Origin of the sequence: Apilactobacillus pseudapinorum (genome assembly GCF_040369555.1) — a bacterium.
Taxonomy (GTDB): Bacteria; Bacillota; Bacilli; order Lactobacillales; family Lactobacillaceae; genus Apilactobacillus.
The window spans coordinates 1-19,437 of record NZ_BAABVU010000005.1; the positions used below are offsets into that span (position 1 = coordinate 1).

Genomic DNA, 19,437 nt, shown 5'->3' on the forward strand with positions numbered 1-19,437 from the left:
CAATGTTATCATTAGGAGCACTAATAGGGGCGATTTATGCCCAAATATTGATATCATACGGAGTCTTACCACAGATTTATTTTGTTAACTTCATTATCATATCAATGAGTGGATTCTTTGCTTGTGTAGGGAAAGCACCATTTACAGCTATTTTGTTAATTACTGAAATGGTTGGATCACTACAAAACTTGATGTCATTAGCTTTTGTGACCTTAGTTGCTTATGAAGTAACTGATTTATTGGGTGGAAGTCCAATTTATAATGAAATGCTACAAAAAATGTTAAGTCCGCAAAAGTTATTAACAAGTGGAAAACTAACAAACCTATATTTCTCTATTCAAGTAGGGTCTGTAATGGATCAAGCGGCAGTAAAGGATATCAATTGGCCTGATGGTTGTATCATTAGATCAATTAAACGAAATGAACAGTATATTGTTCCGGATGGGGATACTATCTTAAAGGCTGGGGATAACATCGAGTTATCAACAAACTATGATAATCGTGGATATGTTTATTCTCATGTGGAAAAATTAACGCTGGACGATTAAAAAATCTGGTTTAATTGGCATGTTTATCATTTCTATGATAAACTAGGCTGTAAAGATAAAGTTAAAGATGAAACCTATTTACATTTAGGTAGGAGGCAACGAATTGTATAATTTCTTAATGGATATAATTTGGATTGACAGTGTATTAATTATTATTGCTGTCTTAATGCAACCAGCAAAGACTAATAATGACGCAATGTCTTCTTTAACCGGTGGTGCAGATGATTTATTCGCTAACGCTAAGCCACGTGGTTTTGAAGCATTTATGCAAAAAGTAACAGTTGTGCTATTAATTATTTTCTTTGCAGCTGCACTTGGACTAGTTTGGTTCTCTTCACACTAGTTAATTAACTCCTGTACGAATATGTTACAGGAGCTTTTTTTATGCAAAAAATAAACAATCATATGCTTATTGTAGTTATAAAAATGTTAAAATATAAATTAATAAATAACGAATTTGATTAAGGTCAAAAATATAGATTTAAGGAGTCAATTTTGGAAGATAATAGTTTAAAACAAGAAATTCATGATGTGTTAAAGAAGTTTTCCGGAAAAGAATTCTCTGTAGAACAACTCGCAGATGAATTAGGATATCACGGAGCAAACGCATTTAAATTAATCGTACAATCTCTTGCAGTATTAGAACGCGAAAAAACTGTTGTTGTCACTGAAAGCGGCAATTTCAAGTTAAACGCGCAAGGAGAAAAAATCGAAGGGACATTCCATGCTAATCCTAAGGGATTTGGATTCGTTAACTATGACGAAAACTTGGAAGATGCATTTATTGCACCTGACAATACCCTTCAAGCCATGAATGGTGATACCGTTGAAATTGAAATCGTTAAAAAGGCTGAACAAAACGCAGGCAAGGGCCCTGAAGGAAAAGTTGTTAACATCGTTGAAAGACATTACGAACAAGTTGTTGGTGAATTCTTCAAGTCTGATGATGACAATGGATACTACGGTCAAATTAAGCTTAAAGAAAAGAAATTAATGAACTACAAGTTCTACATTACTGGAGTTGGATTAAAGCCAACAGCTGGGGAAGTAATTACTGCTGAAATTACAGAATACCCAAGTCCAGATCATCCTGACTACATGGTCGGAATTGCCAAAGAAGTAATTGGTAGTGTTGATGACCCAGGAATTGATATTTTACAAATCGTGTACGCACATGAAATTCCTGCACAATTCCCAGAAGATGTTTTACAAGAAGCCGATGCAATTCCTGAAGAAATTTCTGAAGAAGAAAAAGAAGGAAGAGAAGACATTACTGATCAAACATTGGTTACTATTGATGGAGAATCATCAAAGGATTTAGATGATGCGGTTACTGTATGGAAATTACCAAATGGAAACTATCATCTAGGTGTTCACATTGCCGATGTTTCTCACTATGTAAAACCTGGTAGTCTTTTAGATGAAGAAGCATACAAACGTGGAACTTCTGTTTACCTAACAGATAGAGTTATTCCAATGTTACCAAGAAGATTATCAAACGGAATTTGTTCATTGAATGAAGGTCAACTTCGTTTATGTATGAGTTGTGACATGGAAATTAACCCTGCTGGTCAAGTTGTTAACCACAGCATTCACCCAAGTGTTATGAAGTCTAAAGCTCGTATGACTTACAAGGCCGTAAACGATATTTTAGAAGCTCATGATGAAAGCACTATGGATCGTTACAAAGACTTAGTTCCTATGTTTGAAGAAATGGGCGAATTACACAAAATCTTGTACAAACAACGTCGCCGTCGTGGTGCAATTGATTTCGATGATAATGAAGCAGAAATCATTGTTGACGAAAATGGTCACCCAATTGACATTAAGCTAAGAGTTCGTGGTACTGCCGAAAGAATGATTGAATCATTCATGTTGGCAGCTAACGAAACTGTTGCTGAACACTATTGTAAAGCACATGCACCATTTATTTATCGTGTGCATGAAACTCCAGATGGAGAAAGAGTTAAGACATTCTTCGAATTCTTAACTGCTTTTGGGGTAGAAGTTAAGGGTGATCCAGATCACTTAAAACCTAAGGTATTACAAAACGTTCTTCGTAAGGTTGCTGGTAAACCAGAAGAACCTGCGGTATCAGTTATGATGCTTAGAAGTTTAAAACAAGCTAGATATACTGATCAACCACTTGGTCACTTTGGTTTGGGAGCTGAGTTCTACACTCATTTCACTTCTCCAATTCGTAGATATCCAGATACTACTGTTCACCGTTTAATTCACCATTACGATGAAAACGGTATTAACAAGGAATCTAAAGCTAAATATGCTGGATTACTTGAAGAAATTTCAGACCATTCTTCAAAGGCAGAACGTCGATCAATCGATGCTGAACGTGATACTGACGCAATGAAGAAAGCTGAATTTATGGCTGATCACATCGGTGAAGAATTCGAAGCAACAGTTAGTTCAGTATTGAAGTTTGGTATGTTTATCGAACTTCCAAATACAGTTGAAGGTTTAGTTCATATTAGTAGAATGAAAGATGACTACTATGAATACATTGAACAATACCTAGCCCTTGTAGGTAGAAACACTCATAGAACTTACAAGATTGGACAACCAATCAAAGTTAAAGTTGTAAATGTTGATGTTGATCAAAGTGCAGTTGATTTTGATATTGTTAATCCGGAAGAAACACCAATGTCTAACATCAAGGCACCAAGTAGTTCAAATGGTGCTCATGGTAGAAACAACCGTAATGGTGGTGGTCGTCGTAACAATAATCGTCGCAATGACAACAAGAATGGTAAGTTCAATCATAACCGTTCAAGAAACAACAACCGCAACGGTAGAAATAACAAAAACAACTCTAATTCAAGACATTAATTGCTTGAGAGGTGATTGATAATGGTTAAAAAGAAATCAACTAATAAAGATGATAACTTAATGGCTCAAAACCGAAAGGCACGACATGATTATCGAATTACCCAAACTTATGAAGCTGGAATTGCTTTAACTGGGACTGAAATCAAGTCTGTCCGAGCACGCCGAGTTAATTTAAAAGATGGCTTTGCTCAAATTAGGGATGGTCAAGCTACCTTGATGAATATTCATATTAGTGAATACGAACAAGGTAATCAATTTAACCATGATCCACTAAGAAATCGAAAGTTGTTACTTCACAAACAAGAAATTAAAAGATTAGCGAAAGAAACAGATAAAAAGGGTGTAACAATTGTTCCTCTTAAGATGTACCTAAAAAAGGGTTTTGCTAAGGTTTTAATTGGTGTGGCTGAAGGTAAACATGAATACGATAAGCGTGAGACAATGAAGAAACGTGATCAAGAACGTGAAATTTCTCGTGTTTTAAAACATTACTAAAAGCGTCCTGCTATTGCAGAGACGCTTTTTTTGCAATGTTAAATTAGCCTAAATATGATAAAATTAATATTGAGGTGGTTATCGTGAAACCGTTTATTCATAATGACTGGTGGGAAGTATTACAACCAGAATTTGAAAAAGAATATTATCAAGACTTACGTAAATTTCTATTAAATGAATATGAACACGAAACAATTCATCCTAATGCGACGCAAATTTTTGAAGCATTTGAATGGACACCTTTTTCGAAGGTGAAAGTAGTGATATTAGGTCAAGATCCGTATCATGAACCCCATCAAGCACATGGATTAAGTTTTTCAGTCTTGCCATGGGTGAAGATTCCGCCTTCACTAAGAAACATTTATAAAGAATTACAATCAGATTTAGGGGTAACACCAGTTAATCATGGTTATTTAGAAAAGTGGGCGAAACAAGGTGTATTATTGTTGAACTCTGTTTTAACTGTAAGGGATGGTGTCGCATACTCACATAAATCCAAAGGTTGGGAACAATTAACAGATACAGCAATTGCTAAGTTATCTGAAAGGCCTGAACCGGTGGTGTTTATATTGTGGGGAAGAGCTGCCCGAGACAAGATTAAGTTGATTGATACAGAAACCAATATTGTAATTGAATCTGCTCACCCAAGTCCTTTATCAGCGCATCGTGGATTTTTTGGTTCGAAGCCATTTTCCAAGACTAATGAAGCGCTAAAAGCTATGGGAGAACAACCAATCGATTGGCAATTGCCAGAACATGTTAACAACCAATAGGAGGAAGTAAGATGAGTTTATTAGATGAATTAAAAGCAAAAATTAGTGGATTGGACAAACGAATTGTTTTTCCAGAAGGTGAAGATATTAGAATTATCGAAGCAGCAAGTCGTTTAGCGAATGAAGGAATTATCAAACCAGTTTTATTAGGTAATCCACAAGCAATTAAAGATAATGCGGATAACTTTGATATTTCAAAAATCGAAATTATCGACATTGAAAATTATCCACAAGCTGATTTCGAAGAAATGTTGGATGCGCTAGAAGAACGCCGTAACGGTAAAAATACTCGTGAAGATTTAGCTGGATGGTTAAAGGATCCTAACTACTTCGGTACTATGTTAGTTTACATGGATAAAGCTGATGGAATGGTTTCAGGTGCAGCTCACGCTACTGGAGACACTGTTAGACCAGCACTACAAATTATTAAGACTCAAGAAGGCATGCGCCGTATTTCAGGTTCATTCTTAATGCAAAAGGGTGATACTAGATACATTTTTGCTGACTGTGCAATTAACATTGAATTAGATGCTCAAGGTATGCTAGAAGTCGCTAAGCAAAGTGTAATTACTGCTAAACAATTTAACATTGATCCAAAGGTGGCATTCTTAAGTTTCTCAACTAAGGGATCAGCTAAAGGTGAAATGGTATCTAAAGTACAAGAAGCGGCTGAAATGGCTAAGACTGAATTGGATGTTCCATCAGATGGGGAACTTCAATTTGATGCTGCATTAGTTCCCGAAGTTGCCAACAAAAAGGCACCAGGTTCAAATGTTGCGGGTCAAGCTAACGTATTTGTCTTCCCCGAATTACAATCTGGAAATATTGGATACAAGATTGCTCAACGTTTAGGTGGATTCGAAGCATTTGGTCCATTACTACAAGGTTTAGCTAAACCAGTTTCTGACTTATCACGTGGTTGTGTTGCTGAAGATGTATACAACGTCGCAATTATTAACGCAATTCAATCTCTATAATTGGAGGTGGTTTCTTTGATTACAATTAATGTTGAATCACCAGAAGAAACTCAATCTTATGGTGAAAAGATTGCTGAATTTTTAGAACCCAAAGATGTAATCTTATTGGATGGAGACTTAGGTGCAGGTAAAACTACATTCACCAAGGGTCTCGCAAAGGGATTAGGTATCAAAAGAAACATTAAAAGCCCAACTTTTACGATTATTCGTGAATATCAAGGTGGTCGTCTACCGCTATATCATATGGATATTTATCGTTTAGATGATGGTAGTGGGGATGAATTAGGTTTAGAAGAATATTTTAACGGTGATGGTGTAAACGTGATTGAATGGTCTGAATTTATTTCTGATCAATTACCAAGCAATTACTTAAAAATCATTTTTAGAAGAGATGATGAAAAAGGCACTGATTTTAGAACGATTCAGTTTGAACCTAATGGTAGCCGTTTTGAAAAAATTGTGGATAAAGTTTGTCCACAAGGAAATTAATATGACTAATTTAGTCATTAGAAGGGCAATGCCTGAGGATGCGAAAAAATTTATTAATTTATTGGTTCAATTGAAGAAAGAATCAGACGCTTTTACAATCGATCCGAGTTTAGGAACGATGCCACTTAAAGAACAGGAAAGAGAGATCATGTTAGTCAACCAGACTAGAAGTTTTTTAATTGGTTTAGCTGAACTGGATGGAGAAGTTGTCGGGATGATTCAAGTTCAAGAAATCAATGATTCCGGAATCGGAGAAATCGGTATCGCGGTCTTAAATAAATACAGTCATAAGGGAATTGGAACGCAGTTGATGGATTTTATGATTGATTGGGCAACCTATGATAGTAATTTATCCACACTATCTTTAGTTGTTAAAAAAACAAATCAACATGCCATTAATCTTTATCAACATTCTGGATTTGAAATTACAAAGAAGAGAGTTTTAAATGCTCGCGGTGGATTTAATTCTACTTTTGAATTTAAATACACCATAAAAAAATAAGTATCCGATTGGATACTTATTTTTTTAGTCTGATATAGTTCTTAATTTGTTCATCGTCAAAATGTTCTTGTTGATAAATTAAGATGTTAGCACAAGCTAAACTATCATCTAATGCATTGTGGTGATGGTTTAGTGTGATGCCTAGATAATCACAAACAGTATTTAGTTTATGGTTAGTACATTCTGGGAAGAAGTACTTACAAGTTTTGACTGTATCTAAAGTTTGATAAATTGGTACAGTTAAATCATATCTTAGTAGACTTTTAGAAAGGACCGAATTATCAAAGGCATTATTGTGAGCAACGACCAGTTGATCTTTCGTGAAGAACTGTTTAATGACTTTCCATACTTCTGGAAAAGTAGGTGCATCAATGACGTCTTCTTCGCTAATGCCATGGATTTGAGTGTTTCGGTAGTTAAATTCTACTTCGGGATTAATTAGTGTATAAAACTCATCTACAACCTGATTATCTCTTACGACGGTTAAAGCAAGGGAACAAGCACTATCGCGTTGATAATTGGCTGTTTCAAAATCGATTGCTACAAAGTTCATTATTAGTATCCTTTCGTTGTTTCTGTTACGATTATAACATGGTATAAGTATGGGCTCTCGTGGTAAAATTATATTATCAGATAAATTATGAATTAAGGGAAATGACAAATATGGAAAAAATAAAAATCTTAAAAAACGAATCACTATCTAAATATACATTCACAAAAACTGGTGGTCCTGCTGATTTAATTGCATTTCCAAAGGATATTAAAGAAGTTCAATCACTATTAATAATGGCAAAAGAACAACAATTACCCATCACTGTATTAGGTAATGCTAGTAACCTAATTATAAAAGACGGGGGAATTCGTGGTTTAGTAATTATTTTAACCGATATGAATAAAATTATTTCAAAAGGTGAATATGTAATTGCCCAAGCGGGAGCTCGTTATATTGATACTACAATTGTTGCCCAACAAAATGGATTAAGCGGCTTAGAATTTGCTGCGGGGATACCAGGAAGTGTTGGTGGGGCAGTATACATGAATGCTGGTGCTTATGGTGGCGAAACTGCAGAAGTTATCGATACTGTTACGGTATTAACATCAGAAAATGAAATTAAAATTTTTAACAATGATGAATTAGATTTTGGATATAGACACAGTTTAATCCAAGAACAAAATGACATTGTTTTAGAAGCTAGTTTTAAACTAGTTCCAGGTAATAAAAACACAATCCAAGCTAAGATGGATGAGCTAAATGAATTAAGAGCATCCAAACAACCATTGGAATTGCCATCATGTGGGAGCGTATTTAAACGCCCAGAAGGATATTTCGCTGGTAAGTTAATTCACGATGCTGGATTACAAGGATATCAATCTGGGGGAGCACAGGTATCAACTAAACATGCAGGATTCATTGTCAATGTAGATCATGCTACTGCAACAGACTACTTGAATGTAATTAAACATGTTCAAGAAACAGTCTATAAGCAACATCAAGTTCATTTGGAAACAGAAGTGAGAATTATAGGACAAGATAAATAGGGGGATTATTAATGCAGCTCATTGAAATTATTCTAATATTAACGGGATTACTACTACTATCAACAGCGGTCAATCACTATGTTAAGGCAATTCCAGTTAGCTTAATTCAAGTTGCTTTTGGGATTGGGTTAGCATTAATTGGTAACTTTAGTATCAATTTAAGTACAGATTGGTTTTTACTTTTATTCATTGCGCCATTATTGTTCAATGACGGAAGACGCTTTCCGAAGGGAGAACTTTGGGAATTAAGATGGCCAATCTTCGCAAATGCGATTATTTTGGTGTTTATCACAATGACTTTAGGTGGAATTTTAATCTATAAACTAATTCCATCAATGCCACTGCCAGTTGCCTTTTCATTAGCTGCAATTTTATCACCAACAGATCCAATCGCTGTTGAATCAATTGCTAAAAAGGTGCGATTACCTAAAAACATTTTGCATTTGGTTAATGGTGAAAGTCTAATTAATGACGCTAGTGGATTGATTGGTTTCAAATATGCGGTAGCAGCTACCGTATATGGAGCATTTTCAATTAAAAACGCAGTTACTGACTTTTTCTATATTAGTATAATTGGTGCAATCATTGGGGTTGTAACGATGTTAGTAATTTCGTTAGTGAGAAAATGGTTGTACAAAAACGGTTTAACTAATGTGGTATTTAACGTTGTTTTACAAGTGTTATCACCATTTGTAATTTACTTATTGGCGGAAGATTATTTCCATTCCTCAGGAGTTATTGCAGTTGTTACTGCGGGAATTGTTTACCATGTGTACAACGATTCTACATTGGCTTCATCAGCCGAATTACAACTAATTAGTGAGCAATCATGGAACTTAATCGTTTACCTACTAAATGGAATCGTGTTCTTAATTCTAGGAATTGAATTACCATTTGCGATGGAAGCTGTTATTAATGAAATTAAGTTCAACACTTTCCAATCAATTGCATACGCTGTTGTGACTTGGTTAATAATTTTAATTATTAGAATTGTTTGGATTTTATTATATGAAATTTGTCATAACTTAATTACGACCAAAAAAGTTGGTCCCGTGGATGTTAGAACTGCTAACATCGTTGGTTTCTCAGGTGTTAGAGGTGCGATTACAATGGCTGGGATTTTATCAATACCATTGATTACAGCTCAGAATGAGGCCTTTCCAGACCGTGAATTAGTGCTATTCATCGCATCAATTGTGATTGTGCTAAGTCTTTTAGCAGCCGTAGTTGTCTTACCAATTTTGGCTAAGAACGACCATGTGGTTGAATATAATAATGATAACCATTGGAATGAAGAAAAAGCGCGCATTTATGTTTTAAATTACGTAATCGATGAGATCAAAAAGATGGACCATACCGATAAGCATATTGGTAACATCTTGATTGACCAATGCGAATTGATGATCAAACAATTATCATCAATTAAGCCTGATGAAGTTGAAAAAAGTATTCGTGCACTAGCAGTCGGATATGAACATCAAGCTGTTAGAAAGTTAGTTGCACAAGGCATCTTAACTAAAAAAGAAGCGAATGCTGTTAACTATCAAATTAACCATCGTGAATTAAAAACACTTGTTGCGTTTAACCAATACAACATTCGTTTAGAAATCATCTCAGCTATTCAAACTACTAAACTATGGCTATTTAGACAACGTTCTGACAAAGAACAAAAATTAAAAATACAAAAAGCATTAATCTTAGTTAACGAATATACCGTCAAAATGTTAAAACAATTAGGTAATTCAGAAGTAGTTAATGCAATTGTTGACGAATACACTAACTTTGATATGGCACTTAGAACCAGATCATTAGACTACGATAAATACTATCGAATTGCGAAAGAACGTGAATTGGAAGCACAAAGAAAAGCGATTCACGAATTATTGATTAACGATAAGATTAGTATCGAATTGGCTTCTAAGTTACGTCAAGAAGTTAACTATGTTGAAAATCAAGAATTAAGTTCAGATGAATAATAAAAGAGCATCCAGTTATGGATGCTCTTTTATTTATGTTCTTCATCTTTGGCGTCTTTGATAATTAGGTACAAAATCCAATATACGAATGATTGAAGAATTGTTAAGATAACTACGAAGACTAACATCTTTGGTGTCCACATTTCGCTTAATTGTTTAATTACTAATCGTGGAGAAAGTAATAGGTAAACGGTATGGAAACGAAGGAAGCGACCGACATAGATACCAATAGAAGCAACGATGTTTAGGATTAGAATAATAAAGACTTTAAATGCTTTTGATTTAATTGAGAAGAATGCGCAACTACGGTTAACAATTTGAAATTGTCCATAAAATCCAATTAGTGAGCAGCCCAGTGCACTAATTAGTAGATAAGCATAGTTAATCCACATGGTTGTAGATAATCTTAATAAACCGTTAGGAGCGTATGGTTGAAGTAAAGTTAAATGAAATAAGTCAGTTAATAGATATGGAGCGTTGGGATAAAATACTAACCAAAGGATTAGTATTGGCCAAAAGATCCATGATTTTTCAATGTACTTATTAGTAAGCTCTAAACTTAGCTCAATTGGAATATATCCTAAAATTGTATTTAATACTAAGAATGTGAATGGTGGTTTGACCATCACCGAAAGAAAAATAATCCATAAAATAAATATTAAGCGTACTTGCCAACGAACGTTTTTAAACATACTTATGCTCCTCAAAATTATATATATTTATTTTAACGCTTAAAACTTAATTATTGAACAATTATTGCTTAAAAAATATAATCAATATTATATACCTAAAAATATGACATAATCAGTGATATAATAAATAGTATGAATTATATTGGAGGAATAGATATGGGAATAAATTGGAGCAATATATTAACACTAAGTAATCTATTAGATATCTTAGTTGTATGGTTCATAATTTATGAAGTTATTATCCTGTTGAAGGGCACTAAAGCGGTCCAATTATTCCGTGGGGTTTTAGTAATTGCGATTGTTAAGATTATTAGTGTCGTCTTTGGATTTACGACAGTATCTTACTTGACTGACCAAGTTATTAACTGGGGAGTTATTGCAATTATTGTTATTTTTCAACCTGAAATTAGACGCGGTCTAGAACACTTGGGTCGTGGATCAATAATCAAACATGCACAAAATCAAAATGTTGAAAATGAAAAGATGATTGTGGAGCTAGACAAAGCGATTCAATATATGTCTAAACGAAGAATTGGTGCTTTAATGACCATTCAAATGGATACTGGATTGGAAGATTACATCGAAACAGGAATTAAGCTAGACGCTGATGTTACTGGTGAACTATTGATAAATACATTTATTCCAAATACACCATTGCATGATGGTGCCGTTATTATTAGTAATAACCGTGTAGCAGTTGCCGCTGCATACTTACCATTATCACAAAGTAATTTGATTCCAAAAGAATTAGGAACAAGGCATCGCGCTGCCGTTGGGATTTCAGAAGTTACTGATGCATTAACCATCGTTATTTCTGAAGAAACCGGTGAAGTTTCAATTACTAAAAATAATGAGTTGCTTCGTGGTATGAATACCGATGATTACATTAAGTTCTTAAAGGATCAATTAATCACCAAGCAAGACCCAATGAATAAGACAGTTTTTACAACTATTTACAATTGGGTGGAAAAGATTAAGCAAAGTGTAAGGGGGCAAAAATAATGAAAAAGTTAAATAGCCCATGGTCATTACGACTACTTTCACTATTATTTGCAATTCTATTATTTGCGTATGTTAACCAAACTAAATTATTTGGTGCTGGCACGAGTGGTAATAATGCTGAAGAAACTCAGTTAACTTCCAACAAAACAGCTCATATTTCGGTACCGCTTCAATTAAACGTTAATAATACTAAGTATTTTGTGACAGGTTATCCGGAAAAGGTTAATGTGAAAATTACTGGTCCCACAGCACTAGTAACAACTACCGTTAACACACAAAACTTTAAGGTTTATGCTGATTTAACTAAATTAGGTGTCGGATACCATAAAGTGCGTTTATATCAAGATGGATTGAATAATGAATTAAGATATTACATTAATCCAGCATATATTTATGTTAATATTCAACCACGTAAGACAGTGGAATTCCCTGTTACAGCACAATACACATCTTCAAACATCGCTGATGGATATTATGCTGGTAAGCCTGTATTAGGAACTGATAAAGTAAAAATAACAGGTGCGCAAAACGAAATTGCGAAGATTAAAAATGTGGTTGCTCAATTGAGTATTCCCCAAGACACAAAGAAAACAATCAGTTCTTCAGCTGTTTTAGAAGCTCTTGATAGAAAAGGTAGAATTGTTAATGTTATAGTAACACCATCAACTACCTCTGTTAATTTGCCAATAAGCAGTGGAAACAATAAGAACGTTCCAATTAAATTTAAGGCAGAAAATGGTTCTTCAAAACAAAGTTTCTCATTTTCTTCTGACACAGATACGGTTAAAGTTTTTGGAACTAAAAAACAACTAAAAGCAATTAAGCATGTGACTGCTTATGTTGATGTCTCTGGAATTACATCTAAAAAGGTAGTCACGGTAGCATTGGATAAAAATTTAAATGAGGTCAGCGGTTTTGATCCTGATAATATTAAGGTTACCGTCAAACCCGAATAGATTGATGAAATCTAAGGATGAAATGGAGATTAAATTATGAAATATTTTGGAACCGATGGAGTAAGAGGAATAGCTAATAAAGATTTAAGCCCAGAACTTGCTTTCAAATGTGGTAGAGCTGGGGGATACATTTTAACTAAGCACAGCCAATCAGAAGGTCAACCACAAGTACTAGTTGCTAGAGATACTAGAATTTCTGGTCAAATGCTTGAAAATGCTTTAATCGCAGGATTGTTATCTGTTGGGATTGAAGTTTTACAATTGGGAGTAGTTACTACTCCAGGTGTAGCTTACCTTGTAAGAACTCAAGGCGCATCTGCTGGTGTAATGATTACTGCTTCACATAATCCAGCTGAATACAATGGAATTAAATTCTTTGGTTCAGATGGTTATAAGCTATCTGACGAACTTGAAGAAGAAATCGAAGAAATTTTAGAACAATCAGAAGATGATTTACCAAGACCATCATCAGATGGATTAGGAACTGTTGATGATTATTCAGAAGGTAGTCAAAAATACATTCGTTTCTTAGAACAAACTGTTCCTGATGATTTATCAGGAATGAAGATTTGTGTTGATTCAGCAAACGGTGCAACTAGTAATTTAGTTTCTAGATTATATGCTGATTTGGGAATCGATTTTGAAACCATGGCAACAATGCCTAACGGTGTAAATATTAATGATCAAGTTGGTTCTACTCACCCAGAACAACTACAAAAGATGGTTGTTGAAAATGAAGCTGAAATTGGTTTAGCTTTTGATGGTGACGGTGACCGTTGTTTAGCGGTAGATGAAAATGGTGAACTAGTTGATGGTGATAAAATCATGTACATTTGTGGAAAATACATGTCAGATCACGGTCGACTAAAACAAGACACTGTAGTAACTACTGTTATGAGTAACTTAGGAATGTACAAAGCGATGGAAGCTAATGGAATGCACAACGTGCAAACCAAGGTAGGAGATCGCTATGTGGTTGAAGAAATGAATAAATCTGGTTATAACCTTGGTGGTGAACAATCAGGTCACATCGTCTTCTTAGACTTTAATACTACTGGTGATGGATTATTGACCAGTTTACAATTGCTTCATGTTATGAAAGATACTGGTAAGAAGTTATCCGAATTAGCAGCGGAAGTAACTAAGTACCCACAACAATTAATTAACGTTAAAGTTAGCGATAAAGACGCTGCACAAGAAGACGCAGATGTTTTAAATGTTATTGCTGAAGTTGAAAAAGAAATGAATGGCGACGGAAGAGTGCTAGTTAGACCTAGTGGAACTGAACCATTACTTAGAGTAATGGCTGAAGCACCAACTCAAGAGTTAGTTGATGGCTACACAAAACGTATTGCAGATGTCGTTTCAGATAAATTCGGGATTTAACAAAAAAAGACCATTTAGGTCTTTTTTTTATGCTTTTAGCTCATTTAAATTGTCCATACCAATTATTAATTTTTTCTAAAGATAGATACTGCATAATGCTTTATAATATTGATATATTGGTATAAAATACAGTTATTGATAAACTATACCAATTTGATATTTATCAATTGACAACTGGACATAAAACTTGTACTCTAGAATATGTCAAAAAAATGATAATAAAATGAAAAATAAAATAACTTAATTAAATTCGAAAGGAAAATTAATATGTGTGGAATTGTTGGGGTAACAGGAAACAAAAAAGCTGTTGATATTTTAGTTAACGGTTTACAAAAGCTAGAATATCGTGGTTACGATTCAGCTGGACTTTATGTGAATGACGAAGGAAATAAAGACTATCTTGTTAAGAGAACAGGTGCTATTAGCAACCTAAGAGATGCTGTTAGTGACATGGACATCAATGGAAGTGCTGGAATTGCTCATACTAGATGGGCAACTCATGGTGGAGTAACTGTTGAAAATGCACATCCTCACTTCTCACAAGACAACCGTTTCTATCTTGTTCACAATGGAGTTATCGAAAACTACCGTGAATTAAAGGAAGAATATCTAAGTGATGTAGAATTCACATCACAAACTGATACAGAAGTAGTTGTTCAATTAGTTGATTACTTTGCAGTTAAAGAAAATCTAGATGCTAAGCATGCATTCAAGAAAGCATTATCACTACTTAAGGGTGCTTCATACGCTTTCCAATTAATGGATCGTGAAGAACCAGACACTATTTATGTAGCAAAGAATAAGAGTCCTCTATTGATTGGTTTAGGAGAAGACTGCAACGTTGTATGTTCTGATTCTCTAGCTATGCTAAACATTACTCATGACTTCTTAGAACTTGATGATGGTGACTTCGTTACTGTTAAACCTGATTCAGTTGTTATCGAAGACAAGAATGGGGATGTTGTAAATGACAGAAAACCATTCCATGTAGATATTGACGCCAGTGATACTGACAAGGGAACTTACCCATACTACATGCTAAAGGAAATCGATGAACAACCAAATGTAATGAGAAAACTTTCTGCTGAATACCTAAACGAAGATGGTACTCCAGTAGTTCAAGAAGACTTATTAGATGCAATGAAGCAATCAGATCGTCTATACATTATCGCTGCTGGTACTAGTTACCATGCAGGACTAGTTGGTAAGGAATTATTCGAAAAACTTGCTGAAGTTCCTACTGAAGTTCACGTTTCTTCTGAATTTGCTTACAACATGCCATTATTATCAAAGAATCCATTCTTCATTTTCTTAAGTCAAAGTGGAGAAACTGCAGATAGTCGTGAAGTATTAGTTAACCTAAATCACTTGAACTACAAGAGTTTAACAATTACTAACGTTGCTAACTCAACATTATCACGTGAATCTAACTACACATTGCTACTACATGCGGGTCCTGAAATTTCAGTGGCTTCTACTAAAGCTTACACAGCTCAAATTACTGTTGAAGCTATTTTAGCTAAGGCTTTAGGTGAATCTGAAGGTATCGCTAAGGCGAAGGACTTTAACTTAAAACAACAATTAGGTTTTGTTGCAACTGGTATGCAATCAATTGTTGATGAAAAAGAAACAATTAACGAAATTTCAAAGAAATATTTTGCTGACGCTAACCGTGCATTCTACATTGGTAGAGGTATCGATTACTTCGTTTCACTAGAATCATCACTAAAATTAAAAGAAATTTCATACATTTTAGCTGAAGGATTCGCTTCTGGAGAATTGAAACACGGTACTATTGCTTTGATTGAAGAAGACACTCCTGTTGTTGGAATTATTACTCAATCAAATACTGCTGGATTAACTAGAAGTAACCTAGAAGAAACAATGGCACGTGGAGCTAAGGCTATTACTATCGCTACCGAATCACTATCAAAAGAAAACGATGACATTGTGGTTCCAGATGTAGATGAACTATTAACTCCACTACTAAGTGTTATTCCTGCACAACTACTTGCATATTACACTAGTTTAAACAAGGGTCTTGATGTTGATCATCCAAGAAACCTTGCTAAGAGTGTTACAGTTCAATAATAAAAAAAGATGCTTTTACAGCATCTTTTTTGTTTGGAGTTTATTAATTTAACTATGAACATGTTATAATTGCTAATTGGGAGTGTTTTTTTATGAAATATACTAAGAAAACAAAAGATAATTCAAAAAAACAAGCTAAAGCTGATAAAACTTTTGATAAGTTTAAAGAACAGCATAATCGTTTAAACGCTAACAAGCGTGGAATTAAACGATAATAGAGTAAAAATGGAGAGATATTAATTATGAGAAAGAAACTAATGACCAAGTCAATACTTTATGCGCTGACAGCGGGATTGGTTCTATCAACTGGACATATTTATAAAGCGTATGCGGATGGAAGCTCCGTTGTTCCATTGATTAATAGCGGAAGCAATGTTAGCTCACAAGCTGCAAGTAACAACAGCAGCAATAGCAATAATAATACTTCCGTCGCACAAGCAAGTAGTATTTTAAATAATACTAATATCTTGGGAAATCAACTAACATATGATAATTTCATTTCAACGATTTCACCAATTGCTCAACAAATTGCCAATAGTAATAATTTATATCCATCATTAATGGTTGCTCAAGCAGCATTAGAAAGTGGATATGGACAAAGCACTTTAACACAACAATCAAATAACTTATTTGGAATTAAATCTACTAACGGTCAAGGTTACAATACGACTACAGGGGAATATGGTTCCAATGGATACTATGTTACTAACTCTACTTTTGCTTCATATCCAACATTAATGGATAGTTTGCAAGGATATGCAACATTTTTAATTCAAAATAGTAGATATGCCAATGTATTTAGATCACAAGCAACAGATGGAATTCAAGCTGCCAAAAACATTCAAGCTGATGGTTACGCAACTGACCCAGCTTATGCTACTAAATTGATTAATGTAATTAATCAATATAATCTATTGTCACTTGATGGTAATGGTACAGGTACTACAACAAATACAAATACTACTAACAACACCACTAATAATACTGCTAATAAAAAGCCAGCGGCGAAAGTGTTAGCCACTGCTAATTATACTGGTGGAAATACTAACGAAACGGTTCAATTGTCATCTAACTTTAATAAGTACAAACTATATACTCATGTCAAAGATACTAGAAAGAAGAATACAACTGCAGCATGGGAAAATAGTGCAGCAGCTGGATCTACAGTTTATGTCGATTGTTTAGCGGTTCGTACTTATAAAGGGGCAGCAACAACTTGGTACCGTATTAGTTTTAGCAAGAACGGTACTAAATATTGGGTATACTCATCAGCGCTTAATTTCCCATTAGTTAATTACTCAAATGATAGCAACAAAGTTAAGATTAAGGGTGACTACCGTCAATTATACAGTAACGTATTTGGTACACCTCAATTATCAAAACGAGTTTCAAAAACTACGGGAATGAAGGGGATGGAATACTCCATTCAAGAAGTTGCCACTTCAACTGTAAATGGAACCACTAATACTTGGTACCAAATTTCAGTTGGTCAACTTGGTAATGTTTGGATTAATCAAGTTGACGTTACTTATGTATCAGCTACTCAAAAGAATACAGATACTACTAAAAAAGATACCAGCAAGACAACTAATAAAAAAACCGTAAAGAAAACCACAACAAAGACTGCCGCCAAAAAGACAGCTGTTAAAAAAATAAATAAGCCAGCGCAATACTTTAAATATTCAGGATACGGATACTTAAATCATTATGGAAAGTATGATTTAAATAATCACATTCCAGGTTCATATAAGAATGTTAAAAAGATCAGTTGGTCTCAAGTAAAGGTTCCAAAGGACTTTAAAGTTGAAATTAACTGCAAGGGAATTAGAACTAAGTACAACACAACTTGGTACAGAATTGTGCTAAACAACAAGAGTTACTGGATTTCTGGAAAAGCACTACTATTTTATTAATTTGATATAATTAGTAGTTAGTTTTATAATGATTAAATCGAAATAAATTAATTAGGAAGTATTAAAAATGTCTGAAGATTACAAGATTAAGGTACAAAACGTAACCAAAGAATACGATTTGTTTAAGACACAAACCGATAAACTAAAATCATTTTTCTCAATTAAGACTGATGTTCCTCATTTCTGGTCTTTAATGGGTGTTTCATTTGAAGTTAAATCAGGAGAAGCTTTAGGGCTAATTGGTGTTAATGGTTCAGGTAAATCTACCATTTCTAACATCATTTCAGGAATCATTCCTCAAACTACTGGTTGGGTTGATGTTAAAGGGGATACATCAATCGTCGCAATTAGTGCAGGTTTAAGAAAGAACCTTACTGGTCGTGAAAACATTCGTTTGAAATCATTAATGCAAGGATTAACTAATGAACAAATTGATGACTTAATGGATGATATCGTTTCATTCGCTGATATTGGTGATTTCGTAGATCAACCAGTTAAGAGCTATTCAAGTGGTATGAAGTCACGTTTAGGTTTCTCAATTGCGGTTCACATTAATCCTGATATTTTAATTATTGATGAAGCATTGTCTGTTGGGGATGATACTTTCTATCAAAAGTGTGTAGATAAGATTGCTGATTTTAAAGCACAAGGTAAGACTATTATTTTCGTTTCTCATTCATTAAAACAAATTGAATTCTTATGTGACCGTGTTGCATGGATCAATTATGGTAAGTTAAAAATGATTGGTGAAACTCAAGAAGTAACTACTAAGTATCGTGAATTTATTGAATGGTTTAAGAAGCTTTCAAAGAAAGATAAAGCTAAATTTGAAGCTGAACAAAAACAAATTCAAAAAGACTTCGATATTGATGAATATCAAAGACAAGTTACTGATGAAGAACGTGTTGAACATCCAGAAGATAAGCATGTTTCAGCAACTGTGAAGAAACGTTTTTACGGTTCAGTTATTAGTGAAAAGATGCCAAAGACTGCAGTTCTATTCACATGGTTAGTAACTATTGCTACTTTATTCTTCTCATTAGTGAATGTTTCTGGTCATCCATTACATCACATTATTGATCAACCATCATCAATTGTAAAACCAACTAAGAAGCTAGTTTTACCTAAGGGTGTTGAAAAAGATAATGCTAAGAAGAAGACAGTTAAAAAACATAAGAAAACTGAAATTAAATCAGTGATTAGATAAAAAAATCCGCGTAGTCGGATTTTTTTTGCGAAGGGAGATTAAATTAG

19 protein-coding genes are annotated in these 19,437 nt (G+C 34.2%); 17 read left to right on the forward strand and 2 right to left on the reverse strand.

All coding sequences use genetic code 11. The features are described from left to right. From ABWU86_RS00025 to ABWU86_RS00060, 8 genes are all read left to right on the forward strand, one after another. On the forward strand, positions 1-548 hold a 548-nt coding region (locus ABWU86_RS00025), incomplete at its 5' end, for a chloride channel protein (protein WP_353320807.1). A 103-nt stretch (positions 549-651) separates the two neighbouring features. Continuing rightward, positions 652-891, forward strand: a complete 240-nt coding sequence (secG, locus tag ABWU86_RS00030) for a preprotein translocase subunit SecG (protein WP_053949774.1) — start codon at positions 652-654, stop codon at positions 889-891. A gap of 152 nt (positions 892-1,043) precedes the next feature. Continuing rightward, positions 1,044-3,392, forward strand: a complete 2,349-nt coding sequence (gene rnr / locus ABWU86_RS00035; protein ID WP_293793027.1) for a ribonuclease R — start codon at positions 1,044-1,046, stop codon at positions 3,390-3,392. 21 nt (positions 3,393-3,413) lie between these two features. Beyond that, positions 3,414-3,887 (forward strand): SsrA-binding protein SmpB, encoded by a 474-nt coding sequence (smpB, locus tag ABWU86_RS00040; protein ID WP_053949776.1) that lies wholly within the window; start codon positions 3,414-3,416, stop codon positions 3,885-3,887. 83 nt (positions 3,888-3,970) lie between these two features. Beyond that, positions 3,971-4,660, forward strand: coding sequence for a uracil-DNA glycosylase (locus ABWU86_RS00045; RefSeq protein WP_293793025.1), 690 nt, complete (start codon positions 3,971-3,973; stop codon positions 4,658-4,660). 11 nt (positions 4,661-4,671) lie between these two features. Beyond that, complete coding sequence (gene pta, locus ABWU86_RS00050; protein ID WP_293793024.1) at positions 4,672-5,637, forward strand: phosphate acetyltransferase; 966 nt, start codon at positions 4,672-4,674, stop codon at positions 5,635-5,637. Positions 5,638-5,652: 15 nt separating this feature from the next. Then, positions 5,653-6,126: a tRNA (adenosine(37)-N6)-threonylcarbamoyltransferase complex ATPase subunit type 1 TsaE gene (gene tsaE, locus ABWU86_RS00055; protein ID WP_293793023.1), complete on the forward strand. Its 474-nt coding sequence runs from the start codon at positions 5,653-5,655 to the stop codon at positions 6,124-6,126. 1 nt (position 6,127) lies between these two features. Beyond that, entirely contained in the window at positions 6,128-6,628 is a 501-nt protein-coding gene (locus ABWU86_RS00060; protein WP_293793021.1) for a GNAT family N-acetyltransferase, read from the forward strand. 16 nt (positions 6,629-6,644) lie between these two features. On the opposite strand, the gene ABWU86_RS00065 is transcribed toward ABWU86_RS00060, so the two are convergent. Beyond that, positions 6,645-7,181: a 3'-5' exonuclease gene (locus ABWU86_RS00065; RefSeq protein WP_293793020.1), complete on the reverse strand. Its 537-nt coding sequence runs from the start codon at positions 7,179-7,181 to the stop codon at positions 6,645-6,647. A gap of 101 nt (positions 7,182-7,282) precedes the next feature. Between ABWU86_RS00065 and murB the strand changes: the two genes are divergently transcribed. Next, the gene (gene murB, locus ABWU86_RS00070) at positions 7,283-8,167 is read left to right on the forward strand and encodes a UDP-N-acetylmuramate dehydrogenase (RefSeq protein WP_293793019.1); all 885 of its coding nucleotides are present in this window, start codon (positions 7,283-7,285) and stop codon (positions 8,165-8,167) included. Between the two features lie 11 nt (positions 8,168-8,178). Next, on the forward strand, positions 8,179-10,143 hold the full coding sequence (locus ABWU86_RS00075; protein ID WP_353320812.1) for a Na+/H+ antiporter: 1,965 nt from the start codon (positions 8,179-8,181) through the stop codon (positions 10,141-10,143). Between the two features lie 29 nt (positions 10,144-10,172). On the opposite strand, the gene ABWU86_RS00080 is transcribed toward ABWU86_RS00075, so the two are convergent. Further along, positions 10,173-10,835 (reverse strand): DUF1361 domain-containing protein, encoded by a 663-nt coding sequence (locus ABWU86_RS00080; RefSeq protein WP_293793016.1) that lies wholly within the window; start codon positions 10,833-10,835, stop codon positions 10,173-10,175. 156 nt (positions 10,836-10,991) lie between these two features. Here ABWU86_RS00080 and cdaA point away from each other — a divergent pair, with 156 nt between their 5' ends. The 7 genes from cdaA to ABWU86_RS00115 all read left to right on the forward strand — a co-directional run bounded on the left by cdaA (position 10,992) and on the right by ABWU86_RS00115 (position 19,390). After that, positions 10,992-11,837: a diadenylate cyclase CdaA gene (cdaA, locus tag ABWU86_RS00085; RefSeq protein WP_293793014.1), complete on the forward strand. Its 846-nt coding sequence runs from the start codon at positions 10,992-10,994 to the stop codon at positions 11,835-11,837. After that, positions 11,837-12,793 (forward strand): CdaR family protein, encoded by a 957-nt coding sequence (locus ABWU86_RS00090; protein ID WP_293793012.1) that lies wholly within the window; start codon positions 11,837-11,839, stop codon positions 12,791-12,793. The genes cdaA and ABWU86_RS00090 overlap by 1 nt, the downstream gene beginning before the upstream one ends. Before the next feature lie 36 nt (positions 12,794-12,829). Further along, complete coding sequence (glmM, locus tag ABWU86_RS00095) at positions 12,830-14,179, forward strand: phosphoglucosamine mutase (RefSeq protein WP_293793010.1); 1,350 nt, start codon at positions 12,830-12,832, stop codon at positions 14,177-14,179. Between the two features lie 267 nt (positions 14,180-14,446). Continuing rightward, on the forward strand, positions 14,447-16,270 hold the full coding sequence (gene glmS / locus ABWU86_RS00100; RefSeq protein ID WP_293793008.1) for a glutamine--fructose-6-phosphate transaminase (isomerizing): 1,824 nt from the start codon (positions 14,447-14,449) through the stop codon (positions 16,268-16,270). Positions 16,271-16,362: 92 nt separating this feature from the next. Then, a complete protein-coding gene (locus ABWU86_RS00105; protein WP_293793006.1) occupies positions 16,363-16,485 on the forward strand; it encodes a hypothetical protein in 123 nt (40 codons plus the stop codon). Positions 16,486-16,512: 27 nt separating this feature from the next. Beyond that, complete coding sequence (locus tag ABWU86_RS00110) at positions 16,513-18,183, forward strand: glycoside hydrolase family 73 protein (protein WP_293793004.1); 1,671 nt, start codon at positions 16,513-16,515, stop codon at positions 18,181-18,183. Between the two features lie 67 nt (positions 18,184-18,250). Beyond that, the gene (locus ABWU86_RS00115; protein WP_293793003.1) at positions 18,251-19,390 is read left to right on the forward strand and encodes an ABC transporter ATP-binding protein; all 1,140 of its coding nucleotides are present in this window, start codon (positions 18,251-18,253) and stop codon (positions 19,388-19,390) included. Positions 19,391-19,437: the final 47 nt, after the last annotated feature.